The 14,148-nt window shown below is 65.6% G+C and carries 12 protein-coding genes; 2 read left to right on the top strand and 10 right to left on the bottom strand.

Annotated features, from left to right (window positions below):
• Nucleotides 1–51 precede the first annotated feature (51 nt).
• The 5 genes from iscR to U4012_RS20550 all read right to left on the bottom strand — a co-directional run bounded on the left by iscR (nucleotide 52) and on the right by U4012_RS20550 (nucleotide 3,818).
• Nucleotides 52–591, bottom strand: coding sequence for a Fe-S cluster assembly transcriptional regulator IscR (gene iscR, locus U4012_RS20570; protein ID WP_006760276.1), 540 nt, complete (start codon nucleotides 589–591; stop codon nucleotides 52–54).
• 117 nt (nucleotides 592–708) lie between these two features.
• Entirely contained in the window at nucleotides 709–1,191 is a 483-nt protein-coding gene (locus U4012_RS20565; RefSeq protein ID WP_321801102.1) for a low molecular weight protein-tyrosine-phosphatase, read from the bottom strand.
• A 101-nt stretch (nucleotides 1,192–1,292) separates the two neighbouring features.
• Nucleotides 1,293–1,520 (bottom strand): hypothetical protein, encoded by a 228-nt coding sequence (locus U4012_RS20560; RefSeq protein ID WP_044848193.1) that lies wholly within the window; start codon nucleotides 1,518–1,520, stop codon nucleotides 1,293–1,295.
• 127 nt (nucleotides 1,521–1,647) lie between these two features.
• Nucleotides 1,648–3,060 (bottom strand): lactate utilization protein B, encoded by a 1,413-nt coding sequence (locus tag U4012_RS20555; RefSeq protein ID WP_321801100.1) that lies wholly within the window; start codon nucleotides 3,058–3,060, stop codon nucleotides 1,648–1,650.
• A 35-nt stretch (nucleotides 3,061–3,095) separates the two neighbouring features.
• On the bottom strand, nucleotides 3,096–3,818 hold the full coding sequence (locus U4012_RS20550) for a (Fe-S)-binding protein (protein WP_321801098.1): 723 nt from the start codon (nucleotides 3,816–3,818) through the stop codon (nucleotides 3,096–3,098).
• A 182-nt stretch (nucleotides 3,819–4,000) separates the two neighbouring features.
• On the opposite strand from U4012_RS20550, the gene U4012_RS20545 reads away from it, so the two are divergent.
• Nucleotides 4,001–4,810, top strand: coding sequence for an IclR family transcriptional regulator (locus U4012_RS20545; RefSeq protein ID WP_124488314.1), 810 nt, complete (start codon nucleotides 4,001–4,003; stop codon nucleotides 4,808–4,810).
• A gap of 100 nt (nucleotides 4,811–4,910) precedes the next feature.
• On the opposite strand, the gene pbpG is transcribed toward U4012_RS20545, so the two are convergent.
• Entirely contained in the window at nucleotides 4,911–6,059 is a 1,149-nt protein-coding gene (pbpG, locus tag U4012_RS20540; RefSeq protein WP_321801095.1) for a D-alanyl-D-alanine endopeptidase, read from the bottom strand.
• 151 nt (nucleotides 6,060–6,210) lie between these two features.
• Nucleotides 6,211–6,621 (bottom strand): hypothetical protein, encoded by a 411-nt coding sequence (locus tag U4012_RS20535; protein WP_321801093.1) that lies wholly within the window; start codon nucleotides 6,619–6,621, stop codon nucleotides 6,211–6,213.
• Nucleotides 6,622–6,713: 92 nt separating this feature from the next.
• Here U4012_RS20535 and U4012_RS20530 point away from each other — a divergent pair, with 92 nt between their 5' ends.
• A complete protein-coding gene (locus U4012_RS20530; RefSeq protein WP_044848197.1) occupies nucleotides 6,714–7,280 on the top strand; it encodes a phasin family protein in 567 nt (188 codons plus the stop codon).
• Nucleotides 7,281–7,496: 216 nt separating this feature from the next.
• Here U4012_RS20530 and lpdA read toward each other — a convergent pair whose 3' ends face one another.
• The 3 genes from lpdA to aceE form a co-directional block, all read right to left on the bottom strand.
• Nucleotides 7,497–9,266: a dihydrolipoyl dehydrogenase gene (lpdA, locus tag U4012_RS20525; RefSeq protein WP_321801091.1), complete on the bottom strand. Its 1,770-nt coding sequence runs from the start codon at nucleotides 9,264–9,266 to the stop codon at nucleotides 7,497–7,499.
• Nucleotides 9,267–9,540: 274 nt separating this feature from the next.
• Nucleotides 9,541–11,196 (bottom strand): dihydrolipoyllysine-residue acetyltransferase, encoded by a 1,656-nt coding sequence (gene aceF, locus U4012_RS20520; RefSeq protein ID WP_321801089.1) that lies wholly within the window; start codon nucleotides 11,194–11,196, stop codon nucleotides 9,541–9,543.
• 70 nt (nucleotides 11,197–11,266) lie between these two features.
• Entirely contained in the window at nucleotides 11,267–13,963 is a 2,697-nt protein-coding gene (aceE, locus tag U4012_RS20515; protein WP_044849249.1) for a pyruvate dehydrogenase (acetyl-transferring), homodimeric type, read from the bottom strand.
• Nucleotides 13,964–14,148: the final 185 nt, after the last annotated feature.

Genomic DNA, 14,148 nt, shown 5'->3' with positions numbered 1-14,148 from the left:
GTATTCTGTGCAGGGACTATGTGCGTTATGGGGTGTGCGGCGCGTTCGCGCTCACGAACTCGCGATGTTGAACACCGAATTGGGACCGAGCGGCATCGTGCGCACCGGTTCGGCCGGCGCCGCGGCGGGCTCCGGCGCGCGCCGGTCGCGCAGCACTGCGGGCGCGCCCTCGCGTGCGCGCTGCTGATCGACGAGATCCTGCAGCGATACCGAATCGAGGTATTCGACCATTTTCTGGTTCAGGGTCGACCACAGCTCGTGCGTCATGCAATGGCCGTCGGGCTGCTTCGAGCCGTCGCACGTGCCTTTGCCGCCGCACTGCGTGGCGTCGAGCGGTTCATCGACCGCGATGATGATGTCGGCGACGGTGACGTCCTGCGCGCGACGCGCGAGGTTGTAGCCGCCGCCCGGGCCGCGCACGGATTCGACGATTTCATGCCTGCGCAGCTTGCCGAACAGCTGTTCGAGATACGAGAGCGAAATCCGCTGGCGCTGGCTGATGCCTGCAAGCGTCACCGGGCCCTGCTCCTGGCGCAGTGCCAAGTCAATCATCGCCGTGACGGCGAAACGGCCTTTGGTGGTGAGTCTCATGGTGTCTAGGGGACTGCAATCTTGACGATTTTGGTCAAGTATAAATATTTGACGTTTTTAGTCAAGTATCCATGTCTTCGACAGGGTATTCGCAGACCGCTGAATACCCCGCCGCGATCAGCGTGCGGCGCCGCTCCGGAGGGTATCCAGCAGGCCCGCGCACGCGCGCTCGACCTGGTCGAGCACCTGTTCGAAGCCCTGCGCGCCGCCGAAATAAGGATCGGCCACTTCGGTCTCGGCCGCGCCCGGCGCGAATTCCATCAGGAGGCGCACCTTGTCGCGCTGCCCGGGCGGGCAGCGCCGCCGCAATTCCGCGAGATTGGCTTCGTCCATCGCCAGCAGCAGGTCGAACCGCTCGAAATCCGCCGCGCTCACCTGCCGCGCCCGCAGCGCCGACAGGTCGTAGCCGCGGGTGCGGGCCGCCGCCTGCGCGCGCGCGTCGGGCGGCTCGCCGACGTGCCAGTCGCCGGTACCGGCCGAATCGACCTCGATCCGGTCGGCCAGCCCGGCCGCGCCGACCTGGTGGCGCATCACGCCTTCTGCGGTGGGCGAACGGCAGATATTGCCGAGACAGACGAAACAGATCGCAACGCGGGTCATCGCACTATCGGAAAGCCGCGGCGAGCCGCGCGGGAGAATAACGCGCCATTATACAAAGGCGCCCGGAATCGCGCCGCCGCGCGAAGCGACGGCGGCGTGCCTCACAGCGCCTTGGGCGCGGCGAGCACGACGTCGCCGGATGCGGCCGGCAGCGGTTTCGCCGCGTCGTCGACCAGACCGAACGACACCGCGCGCGCGAGTTCGGCCGATGCCTGGTGAACGGCGATCGGTCCACGCGCCGGCGCGTCGGCCATCGCGTGCAGATAAGCGGCCGCCGCGAGCGGGACGACGATTGCCAGCGGCCAGTACATCGATATTGTCTTTTTCATGATGCGGCTCCTTGACCTCATGCCCCGAAACCCGATTCCGGGGACTACAGGCAGGATTCTATAGACCGCACCTATCAAGATAAATACATGAATAGCGAACGCACTGTTGCCACCCGATGAACAGTCGTCAGCCCAGGTGGCTTTGCGAGGCCGCGTACAGTTCGCGGAACGTCCGGCCGGTCGGCGTCGGCATGTCGCGCGTGTCCATCCAGCCACCCATCATCGGCAGGCGCCGCAGCGAGCCGCCGTTGCCGCCCAGCCGCTCCAGGATCCGTACCGCGAGCTTGGTCGTCAGCGCGTAAAGGAGCGGCCGGCGCGCGACAAAGCCCCACGCGGCGAGTGCGGCGCGCTCGCGCCACGGCCGCAGGTGCCGCTCGACCTGTTTCTCGCGCAGCGTGCGCAGCAGGTGCGACAGCGGGATCCCGGCCGGGCACACGCTGTCGCATTCGCCGCATAGCGTCGCGGCCTGCGGCAGGTCGAGCGCACGGTCGATCCCGACGTAGCTCGGCGTCAATACCGACCCCATCGGGCCCGGATAGACCCATCCATACGCGTGCCCGCCGACCTTCTGGTACACCGGGCAATGGTTCATGCACGCGCCGCAGCGGATGCAGCGCAGCATCTCCTGGAATTCGCCGCCGATCAGGCCCGTGCGGCCGCCGTCGACGAGCACCACGTAATTGTGTTCCGGGCCGTCCTCGTCGCCGGGGCCGCGCGGCCCGGTCAGCACCGAGAAGTAGTTCGAGGTCTTCTGGCCGGTCGCCGAGCGCGGCAGCAGACGCATCGCGGTCGCGAGATCCTCGAGCGTCGGCAGCACCTTCTCGATGCCCGTCACCGCGACATGCACGCGCGGCATCACCGTGCACATCCCTTCGTTGCCTTCGTTCGTGACGAGCGCAACCGACCCCGTCTCGGCGATCACGAAGTTACCGCCCGTCACGCCCATGTCGGCCGACAGGAAATGCGGGCGCAGCACCTCGCGCGCCTCGCGCGTCATGTCCGGAATCTCGGTCAGCCGCTCGCGGTGGTGCGTGCGCGCGAACAGATCGGCGATCTCGTCCTTGTCCTTGTGCACGACGGGCGCGATGATGTGGCTCGGCGGCTCGTTGTCGTTGATCTGCAGGATGTATTCACCGAGGTCCGTCTCGATCGACTGCACGCCCATCTCGGCAAGGACCGCGTTCAGGCGCATTTCCTCGGACACCATCGACTTCGTCTTGATGACCTTCTTCACGTCGTGGCGCCGCGCGATGTCGGCGACGAGCCGCGCGGCGTCCGCGGTCGTTTCTGCGAACAGCACCGTCGTGCCGCGGCGCGTCGCCTCGCGCTCGAACGCCTCGAGCCACACGTCGAGGTTCTCCAGCGCACGGTTGCGGCGCGCCTTCAGCGCGGCGCGCGTCGCCTGGAAGTCGATCGCGGTCATCGCATCGGCGCGCGCGGACACGAACTTCGTCGACAGCTTCTTCAGGTTCTGCTGCAGGCGCTGGTCGGCCAGCTTCTGGCCGGCGCGCGCCTTGAAATGCATCGATTGAACTTGCATCGCGGTATCGAGGAAAAGTAAGCGGGAACCGGGCGTCAGACGTCGCCCGCCAGCACCTGCGCGACGTGCAGCACGCGGGTGTCGCGGTCGCCCGTGCGGCGCAACCGCCCTTCGATGTTCAGCATGCAGCCGAGATCGCCGAGCACGACGGCGCCCGCACCGGACGCGCGCACGTTCGCGCACTTTTCGTCCGCGATGGCCGCCGAAATGTCGCCGTACTTGACCGCGAACGTGCCGCCGAAGCCGCAGCAGTGCTCGCAGTCCTTCATCTCGGTGACGGCCACGCCGCGCTGCGCGAGCAGCGCGCGCGGCTGCGCCTTCACGCCGAGCTCGCGCAGGCCCGAGCATGAGTCGTGATAGGTGACGGGCCCCGTGAATTCGCCGAGGGCGAGCGTCACCTTCGCGACGTTCGCGAGGAAATCGGTCAGTTCGTAGACTTTCTGCTGGAATCGCGCATAGCGCCCCATCAGTTCGGGGTCGTCGCGGAACAGGTCGCCGTAGTGCGCGCGGATCATGCCGCCACACGAGCCCGACGGCGCGACGACGTAGTCGAACTGCTCGAACTCGCGCAGCGTCTTTTCGGCGAGATCCCGTGCGAGCGCGCGGTCGCCCGAGTTGTAGGCCGGCTGGCCGCAGCAGGTTTGCGCGGGCGGCACGAACACTTCGTAGCCGGCTTCGCGAATCAGTTTCAGCGCGGAAAAGCCGATTTCCGGACGCATCAGGTCGACCAGGCAGGTCACGAACAAACCGACTCGCATACGCGCTCCTTCGAGAAAACGGCTCTCATTATCCGCCGTTTGGCCGGCAAGACCAACGCCGGCACGCGCGCAAGTACGCGATGCCGGAAACGAGGACTTCCTCGAACGGCGTTCGCTTTTTTCACGATACGAGATACAATCGACGCAACACCGCTTGACGCGTCAACCGATTCTCCCCCGACATGAGCCAACCCACCCCGGATTCCAAAACGTCGATCCAGGTGATCGAACGCATGATGCGGCTGCTGGACGCGCTCGCCGCGCACAGCGACCCCGTCAGCCTGAAAGAGCTTGCGCAGCGCACGGAGCTGCATCCGTCGACCGCACACCGCATCCTCAACGACATGGTGACCTGCCGCCTCGTCGACCGCTCCGATCCCGGCACCTACCGGCTCGGCATGCGGCTGCTCGAGCTCGGCAACCTCGTGAAGGCGCGCCTGTCGGTACGCGACGCTGCGCTGATGCCGATGCGCGAATTGCATCGCCTGACCGGCCAGACCGTGAACCTGTCGGTGCGTCAGGGCGACGAAATCGTCTATATCGAGCGCGCGTATTCCGAGCGCTCGGGGATGCAGGTCGTCCGCGCGATCGGCGGCCGCGCGCCGCTGCACCTGACGTCGGTCGGCAAGCTGTTTCTCGCGGTCGACGAAACCTCGCGCGTGCGCGCCTATGCGACGCGCACCGGGCTGTCCGGCCATACGCAGAACAGCATCACCGACATCGCGAAGCTCGAGCGCGAGCTGACACTCGTACGCCAGCAATCGTGCGCGCGGGACAACGAGGAACTGGAGCTGGGCGTGCGCTGCATCGCGGCCGGCATCTACGACGACTCGGGCAAGCTCGTCGCGGGCCTGTCGCTGTCGGCCCCGGCGGACCGCCTGCAGGACGCGTGGCTCGGCCAGCTGAGCCGCACCGCGCTGACCATCTCGGAATCGCTCGGCTACCGGCCCGCGCCCACGAAGGATGCCGAAGGGCTGCAACGGCACGCGTGAGCCGCGCCGCCCGCCGCATGGCGCCGGACGAAAAAAAGCCCCGCATCGCGGGGCTTTTTCTTTGCGGCGATCGGCACGGCGGCGAACCGCCGTGGCGCGCTCAGGTGCCGCCGTTCGCCGTGTTGGCGGCCGTCAGGCGCTCGCCGCCGCCGGCGTCGAGCCAGTTGCGCAGGCGTGCCGCGTCGGCGAAGCGCGAATACTTGCCGAACGAATCCAGCAGCACGATCACCATCGGCCGGCCATGGATCGTCGCCTGCATCACGAGACACTCGCCCGCCTCGTTGATGAAGCCCGTCTTCTGCAGACCGATGTCCCACGAGCCGTTGCCGCGGATCAGCGCGTTCGTGCTGTTGTAGACCAGGTTGCGCTTGCCCGTATTGACGTCGTACGTGCGGTCGGTCGAGAACTGCCGGATCATCGGGTACTGGTACGCCGCGTTGACCATCTTCACGAGGTCGCGCGCGCTCGACACATTCGAGCTCGACAGACCCGTCGAATTCTCGAAGTGGGTGTCGTTCATGCCCAGCGACTTCGCCTTCGCGTTCATCGCGGCGATGAACGCCGGACGGCCGCCCGGGTAGTAGCGCGACAGCGCGGCGGCCGCGCGGTTTTCCGACGCCATCAGCGCGATGTGCAGCATGTCCTCGCGCGACAGCACCGAGCCGACCGACAGGCGCGAACCCGTGCCCTTCTCGTAGTCGCGGTCTTCGTCGGTGACTTCGATCTGGTCGGTCATCGGCGACTTCGAGTCGAGCACGACCATCGCCGTCATCAGCTTCGAGATCGAGGCGATCGGCACGACGGCGAGCGAATTCTTGTCGAACAGCGGCTCGCCGGTGTTCTGGTCGACGACGTACGCGACGCTCGAGCGCAGCGCGAGCGCGTCCGGCGTGTCGTGCAGGCCGAATGCCTGGCCGACCGTCGGGCGACGCGGCTGGAACGCGACCTTGCGCACCGCGCCGCGGTGGCCGTGCACGTTCGACGCGAGCGTCGCGCGCTTGCGCGACGCCTTCGGCGCATCGGCCGACGCGACGTTGGCGGATTTCGCGGAGGCGGCCTTCACCGTCTTCTTCGTTGCCGAAGAGGAAGCGGCTTTCTTGGCGGCCTGGTGGGTCTTCGCAGTGGCGGCAAAGGCGTCAGCGGGCGCGACGGACGCGGCGGTCGCCAGCAAGGCGACGGCGACCGACACAGCCGTGCCGAGCGTCATGCTCTGCAACAATCTGCGCGGTGAAAACGATTCGGCTTTCATTGGGGTCTGGACAAAGCGGGCGGGGTTTCCGCAAGTGTAGTTAAAGCTGAAAAAAAGAGCAATATTAGGCACTTACCGATCGTCGTTAAACCGGAATGTAAGGGTCGACCAAGGATGACTCGATCAACCCTCGCGCTCCCATCGAAAAAATTCATGGGATGCGCCGCCCGACAGTACCCGTCTCCCGAATTACCACGCGGTTAATTGAGATAACGTCACTTTGGCGACGAATTAAAGCGGGGAAAGTACGTATCCGGCGTTCGGTGTACCAGGCACCGGTCTTGACGCGGCGGCGGCACGTCGCCACGGCACGCGCATCGCGAAACGGCGCGCTTTTCGACAGGAACAGAAGCATAACGTTCCACATGCCTGTCAGGTTTACCTGTGCATGATCACGGTGCGGCGCGCCTGCCCCGGCCAAGTGCGCACCATGTGGGAACACGTCTGAAACCGATTCCGAACCGGCCGCGATAACCCGTTGTTTTATCGATAATTTGTCGTGATTGTGCAATGCACAAAAAGTGCTTGACAAGACTTTTCTCTGCCCTAAAATATGACTCATTGCTGCGTTGCACAAAGCACGCGGCGCCGAGGTTCCCCATCGTAGTGCCCTTTATCCCTGCGATCGACGTGATCGCTTTTCAGGAGCTTGACATGTCCTTGCTGACCCCCGAGCAAATCGCCGCCGCACAGAAAGCCAACCTCGAAAGCCTGTTCGGTCTGACGACCAAGGCGTTCGAAGGCGTCGAAAAGCTGATCGAACTCAACCTGCAGGTCGTGAAGTCGACGCTGACCGAAAGCCAGGAAAACGCGCAGCGCCTGCTGTCGGTGAAGGACGCACAGGAACTGATCGCGCTGCAAGCGAGCCTGTCGCAGCCGGTCGCGGAAAAGGTGCTGTCGTACAGCCGTCACCTGTATGAAATCGCGTCGTCGACGCAAGCCGAGTTCGCGAAGGTTGCCGAAGCGCAATTCGAAGAGCAGAACAAGAAGGTCCAGGCACTCGTCGACAACGTCGCGAAGAACGCTCCGGCCGGTTCGGAAACGGCTGTCGCCGCACTGAAGTCGGCACTGAACGCTGCGAACACGACGTACGAAACGGTCCAGAAGGCTGCCAAGCAAGCCGTCGAGATCGCCGAAACGAACTTCAACGCGGCTGCCGCTGTCGCGACGAAGGCTGCGAGCGCTGCTGCATCGCGCCGTTCGAGCAAGCCGGCCGCGTAAGCGTCCCCTGCTCCTGACAAAGCCGCGCACTGCGCGGCTTTTTTGTTTCCGGCGACGGAATATCCGGGCATCCGGGCATCCCGGTGGCGCCGGCGCGATGGCGCGGCACGGACCGGGCACTGCCGTCGGCCGCGGGCAAAAGAAAACGCCGCCGTCCGGGTATCCCGGGCGGCGGCGTTTTTGGTGGCCGGCGCGAGGCCGGCCGTGCCGATCGCGTTACTTCTTGCGTTGCGGCGGCAGGTCCGTACAGACGCCTTCGTACAGCTCGGCGGCCATGCCGACCGATTCGCCGAGCGTCGGGTGCGGATGGATCGTCTTGCCGATATCTTCCGCGTCCGCGCCCATCTCGACGGCCAGACACACTTCGCTGATCAGGTCGCCCGCGTTCAGGCCGACGATCCCGCCGCCGATCACGCGATGGGTTTCCTCGTCGAAGATCAGCTTCGTGAAGCCTTCGTCGCGGCCGTTCGCGATCGCGCGGCCCGATGCGGCCCACGGGAACACGGCCTTGCCGTACTTGATGCCTTCGGCCTTGCACTGGTCTTCGGTCTTGCCGGCCCACGCCACTTCCGGATCGGTGTACGCCACCGACGGGATCTGCAGCGCGTCGAAGTACGCCTTTTCGCCGTGCGCGGCTTCCGCTGCGACGTGGCCTTCATGCACGGCCTTGTGCGCGAGCATCGGCTGGCCGACGACGTCGCCGATCGCGAAGATGTGCGGGACGTTCGTGCGCATCTGCTTGTCGACGTCGATGAAGCCGCGGTCGGTGACCGCGACGCCTGCCTTGTCGGCACCGATCTTCTTGCCGTTCGGGCTACGGCCCACCGCCACCAGCACGAGGTCGTAGCGCTGCGCTTCCGCCGGCGCCTTCTCGCCCTCGAACTTCACGTAGATGCCGTCTTCCTTCGCTTCCGCGCCGACCGTCTTGGTCTTCAGCATCACGTTGCCGAAGCGCTTCGCGTTGTACTTTTCCCAGACCTTCACGAGATCGCGGTCCGCGCCCATCATCAGGCCGTCCATCATTTCGACGACGTCGATCTCGGCGCCGAGCGTCGCGTACACAGTCGCCATTTCGAGGCCGATGATGCCGCCGCCGATCACGAGCATGCGCTTCGGCAACTGTCGCAGTTCGAGTGCGCCCGTCGAATCGACGACGCGCGGGTCCTCAGGCATGAACGGCAGCTTCACCGCCTGCGAGCCCGCGGCGATGATTGCCTGCTTGAACTTGACGACCTTCTTGCCGTTCTCGCCCTGCACTTCCATGTGATACGGATCGACGAACGCGCCGACGCCGGTGACCACTTCGACCTTGCGCGCCTTCGCCATGCCGGCGAGGCCCGTCGTCAGCTTCTTGACGACGCCGCCCTTGAAGTCGCGCAGCTTGTCGAGATCGACTTCCGGCTTGCCGAACGAGATGCCGTGCGACGCGAGCGCCGCGGCTTCGTCGATGACGAGCGCCGTGTGCAGCAGCGCCTTCGACGGGATGCAGCCGACGTTCAGGCAGACGCCGCCGAGCGTCGAGTAGCGTTCGACGAGCACCGTCTTCATGCCGAGGTCGGCTGAGCGGAACGCGGCCGAGTAGCCGCCGGGGCCGGCGCCGAGCACGAGCATGTCGCATTCGATGTCGGCGGAGCCGCTGTAGCTGCCGGCTTGCGGAGCGACGGCCGGGGCGGCGGCGGGCGCGGCGGCCGGAGCCGGTGCTGCGGCCTTTGCGGGTTCGGCTGCTTTCGCGGGCGCGGCTGCGCCTGCCGCTGCTTCGACGATGGCGATCACGGTGCCTTGCGAGACTTTCTCGCCGGCCTTGACCTTGACTTCCTTGACCGTGCCGGCGACGTCGCTGGGCACTTCCATGGAGGCTTTGTCCGATTCGAGCGTGATGAGCGTCTGCTCTTTTTCGATCACGTCGCCCGGCTTCACGTTGACTTCGATGACATCGACGCCGCTGAAATCGCCGATATCCGGAACCTTGACTTCGATGAGACTCATGTACGTCCCCTTCTTGTTTGGCTGCTGACAGAGGGAGAGGATTCGCGCGCTGCTGAACTACGGCCTGACTGGAGAACGCGAACCCGGGCAGCACCACCTTTGCCGTCCGCCCAAGGACGCGCCTTTCTTTTGGTTACTTTTCTTTGGAAGACAAAGAAAAGTGACCGCCGCCCCGCGCAGGGGCGACGCTGATCGACCGTCAAGCAAACAAGTTCAACGACGGGGCATGGATCACCGACATGGAACCCACGCCCCTGCGAAAACCCTCAGCTCATCAAAGAATGATGCGACGGAAATCGGCCAGCAACGCGCCGAGATACGCATTGAACCGCGCGGCTTCCGCGCCATCGATGACGCGATGGTCATACGACAGCGACAGCGGCAGCGTGAGCCGAGGCACGAACTGCTTGCCGTCCCACACCGGCTTCATCTGCCCGCGCGACAACCCGAGGATCGCGACTTCCGGCGCGTTGATGATCGGCGTGAAGTTCGTGCCGCCGATCCCGCCGAGCGACGAGATCGAGAAGCAGCCGCCCTGCATCTGGTCCGGCTTCAGCTTGCCGTCGCGCGCGGCCTTCGACAACTCGGCCATTTCCTTCGCGATGTCGACGAGGCCCTTCTTGTCCGCGTCGCGGATCACCGGCACGACGAGGCCGTTCGGCGTGTCCGCGGCAAAACCGACGTGGTAGTACTGCTTGAACACCAGGTTGTCGCCGTCGAGGCTCGCGTTGAAGGTCGGGAACTTCTTCAGCGCGGCGACGACCGCCTTGATCACGAACGCGAGCATCGTGAACTTCACGCCCGCCTTCTCGTGCTCCTTGTTCAGCTGCACGCGCAGCGCTTCGAGCTCGGTGATGTCCGCTTCGTCGTTGTTCGTGACGTGCGGGATCATCACCCAGTTGCGATGCAGGTTCGCGCCCGAGATCTTCTTGATGCGCGACAGCGGCTTCGCCTCGAACGGGCCGAACTTCGAGAAGTCGACCTTCGGCCACGGCAGCAGGTTCAGCTCGCCGCCGCCTGCCGGCGCGGCTGCCGCGGCCGGTGCCGCGCGCTGGCCCGTCATCACGCCCTTCACGAAGCCGGTGATGTCGTCCTTCGTGATGCGGCCCTTCGGACCGGTACCCTGCACGCGTGCGACTTCCACGCCGAGCTCGCGCGCGAACTTGCGCACGGACGGCGATGCGTGGCTCGCGCGGTACTCGCCCGACGCTGCGGCGGCCGGCGCGGCAGCAGCAGCCGGAGCCGGCGCAGCCTTCGCGGGTGCCGGTGCGGCGGCGGGTGCCGGCGCGGCAGCGGCCGGAGCCGGTGCGCTCGCCTGCGGCGCAGCGGCAGGCGCGCCGCCAACGGCGTCGAGCAGCACGATCAGCGTGCCTTCGGACACCGAATCGCCCACCTTGACCTTGATTTCCTTCACGACGCCGGCGGCCGGGCTCGGCACGTCCATCGTCGCCTTGTCGGACTCGAGCGTGACGAGCGACTGCTCCTTCTCGACCGTGTCGCCGACCTTCACGCCGATCTCGATCACCGGGACGTCCTTGTAGTCGCCGATGTCGGGCACCTTCACCTCGAGCGTGCCGCCCGACGCTGCCGGCGCGGCAGCCGGCGCGGCTGCAGCCGGTGCCGGTGCGGGCGCTGCCGCCGGAGCCGGGGCGGCAGCCGGCGCGGCCGCACCGTTCACCTGCGCCGCGGCGCCGCCTTCGAGCAGGACGATCAGCGAGCCTTCCGACACGGAATCGCCCACCTTGATCTTCACTTCCTTGACCGTGCCGGCTGCCGGGCTCGGGACGTCCATCGTCGCCTTGTCCGACTCGAGCGTGACGAGCGACTGCTCGGGCTCGACCGTGTCACCCACCTTCACGAGCACCTCGATGACGGGCACGTCCTTGTAATCGCCGATATCCGGCACCTTCACTTCGATCGCTTGACTCATCTTTTTGTGTCTCCATGGCCGCGCGCGCCCCTCCCGGAAGCGGCGCGCGGCATCACACGGCGCGTGTGCGTTAAACGGTCATCGGGTTGGGCTTGGACGGATCGAGGTTGTACTTGGCAATCGCGTCCGCGACCACCTTGCGCTCGATCGTGCCTTCGTCGGCCAGCGCGTTCAGCGCGGCGACAGTGACCCAGTGACGGTCGACTTCGAAGAAGTGACGCAGCTTCTCGCGGGTGTCCGAACGACCGAAGCCGTCCGTGCCCAGCACGACGAAGCGGCGATCGATCTGGCCGCGGATCTGGTCGACCAGCGCGCGCACGTAGTCGGTCGATGCGATGACCGGACCCTGCGTGTCCTTCAGGCACTTCTGCACGTGCGACAGGCGACGCTCCTCGGTCGGATGGAGCAGGTTCCAGCGCTCGATCTCGTGGCCTTCACGCGCGAGTTCGGTGAAGCTCGGCACGCTCCACAGGTCGGCCGCGACGCCCCAGTCGTTCTTCAGCAGGTCGGCGGCAGCGATCACTTCGTTGAAGATCGTGCCCGCGCCGAGCAATTGCACGCGCGGCGCCTTCGCGTCCGCGTCGGCCTTCTTGAACGCGTACATGCCCTTGATGATGTCGGCCGCCACGTGCTCGCCCTGCGGAATCGCCGGGTGCTCGTAGTTCTCGTTCATCACCGTGATGTAGTAGTACACGTCTTCCTGCTCCTGCACCATGCGGCGCAGGCCGTCCTGGACGATCACCGCGAGTTCGTAGCCGAACGTCGGGTCGTAGCTGATGCAGTTCGGCACCGATGCGGCCCACAGGAGCGAGTGACCGTCTTCGTGCTGCAGGCCTTCGCCGTTCAGCGTCGTGCGGCCCGCGGTACCGCCGAGCAGGAAGCCGCGCGAGCGCATGTCGCCCGCCGCCCATGCCAGGTCGCCGATCCGCTGGAAGCCGAACATCGAATAGAAGATGTAGAACGGCACCATGATCTCGCCGTGCGTCGAATACGACGTCGCCGCCGCGATCCAGTCGCACATGCCGCCCGCTTCGTTGATGCCTTCCTGCAGGATCTGGCCGGTTTCCGATTCCTTGTAGAACATCAGCTGGTCGGAATCTTCCGGCACGTACTTCTGCCCTTCCTGGTTCCAGATACCGATCTGGCGGAACAGGCCTTCCATGCCGAACGTACGCGATTCGTCCGGGACGATCGGCACGACGCGCTTGCCGAGCGCCTTGTCCTTCAGCAGGATGTTCAGGATCCGCACGAACGCCATCGTCGTCGAGATCTCGCGGCCTTCGCCCGTGCCCTTCAGCAGCGGCTCGAATGCGTCGAGTGCCGGCACCGGCAGCGACGTCGCCTTCTCGCGGCGATGCGGCAGGTAGCCGCCGAGGTCCATGCGCTTCTGGCGCATGTATTCGAGTTCCTTCGAGCCTTCCTCGAACTTCAGGTACGGCACGTCGGCGATCTGCTCGTCGGTGATCGGCAGGCGGAACTGGTCACGGAACTTCTTCAGTTGCTCGACCGGCAGCTTCTTCTGCTGGTGCGTGATGTTCATCGCCTGGCCCGACTCGCCCATCCCGTAGCCCTTGATGGTCTTCGCGAGGATGACGGTCGGCGCGCCCTTCGTGTTGGTCGCTTCGTGGAACGCCGCGTAGATCTTGTGCGGATCGTGGCCGCCGCGGTTCAGCGCCCAGATGTCGTCGTCCGACCAGTCGGCGACCAGCGCCTTCAGTTCAGGCGTGTTGAAGAAGTGCTCGCGCACGAACGCGCCCGACTCCGACTTGTACGTCTGGTATTCGCCGTCGACGACTTCCATCATGCGGCGCATCAGCGCGCCCGTCTTGTCGCGTGCGAACAGCGCATCCCAGCGGCTGCCCCAGATGACCTTGATCACGTTCCAGCCGGCGCCGCGGAATTCCGATTCCAGTTCCTGGATGATCTTGCCGTTGCCGCGCACCGGGCCGTCGAGACGCTGCAGGTTGCAGTTGATCACGAACACGAGGTTGTCGAGCTTCTCGCGGCTCGCCATGCCGATCGCGCCGAGCGATTCCGGCTCGTCCGTCTCGCCGTCGCCGAGGAACGCCCAGACCTTGCGGCCGGCGGTCTTCGCGATGCCGCGCGATTCCAGGTACTTCATGAAGCGTGCCTGGTAGATCGCCATGATCGGGCCGAGACCCATCGACACCGTCGGGAACTGCCAGAAGTCCGGCATCAGCCACGGGTGCGGGTACGACGAGATGCCCTTGCCGTCGACTTCCTGGCGGAAGTTGTCGAGCTGCTCTTCCGACAGGCGGCCGAGCAGGAACGCGCGCGAGTACACGCCCGGCGACGAGTGGCCCTGCACGAACACGAGATCGCCGCCGTGCTGGTCGGACGCCGCGTGCCAGAAGTGGTTGTAGCCGACGTCATAGAGCGTCGCGGCCGATGCGAACGACGCGATGTGGCCGCCGACGTTCGTGTCCTTGCCGGCGCGCAGCACCATCGCCAGCGCGTTCCAGCGCGTGTACGAACGGATGCGGTGCTCGAGGTCCTGGTCACCCGGAATCTTCGCCTGGGCTTCGACCGGAATCGTGTTGATGTACGGGGTGTTGGCGGAGAACGGCAGGTGTTCGCCGTGCATGCGGGCGAACTCGATCTGCTTTTCGATCAGGTAATGCGCGCGGCCGGTGCCCACCGAGGAGATCACGCCGTCGAGCGACTCGAGCCATTCAACGGTTTCTTGCGGGTCGTCGTCACGTTCGGCGGCGACATATTTCATCACTTCGTTCGGTACAGCGGACATTCTCGTCTCCTGGGTCCTGGAATGTGAGGATCGCTCTCGTGCAGACGACGCGGCGCGGCCTGCGGGCAAGCTCCGACGGATTGTAATGAGCGTCGCCGGCCCCGCGCAACAGAATTTTCGAATTATGAGATCTTTTCTCGTAATGCGGAATATTGCTGCGCTGCACCCTTGCGGCGGGCCTCTCC

It is taken from the genome of Burkholderia sp. BCC1988 (genome assembly GCF_905339895.1).
Taxonomy (GTDB): domain Bacteria; phylum Pseudomonadota; class Gammaproteobacteria; order Burkholderiales; family Burkholderiaceae; genus Burkholderia.
Note: the sequence above shows the minus strand (reverse complement) of the source record. Positions and strands in the feature narration are given on the sequence as shown.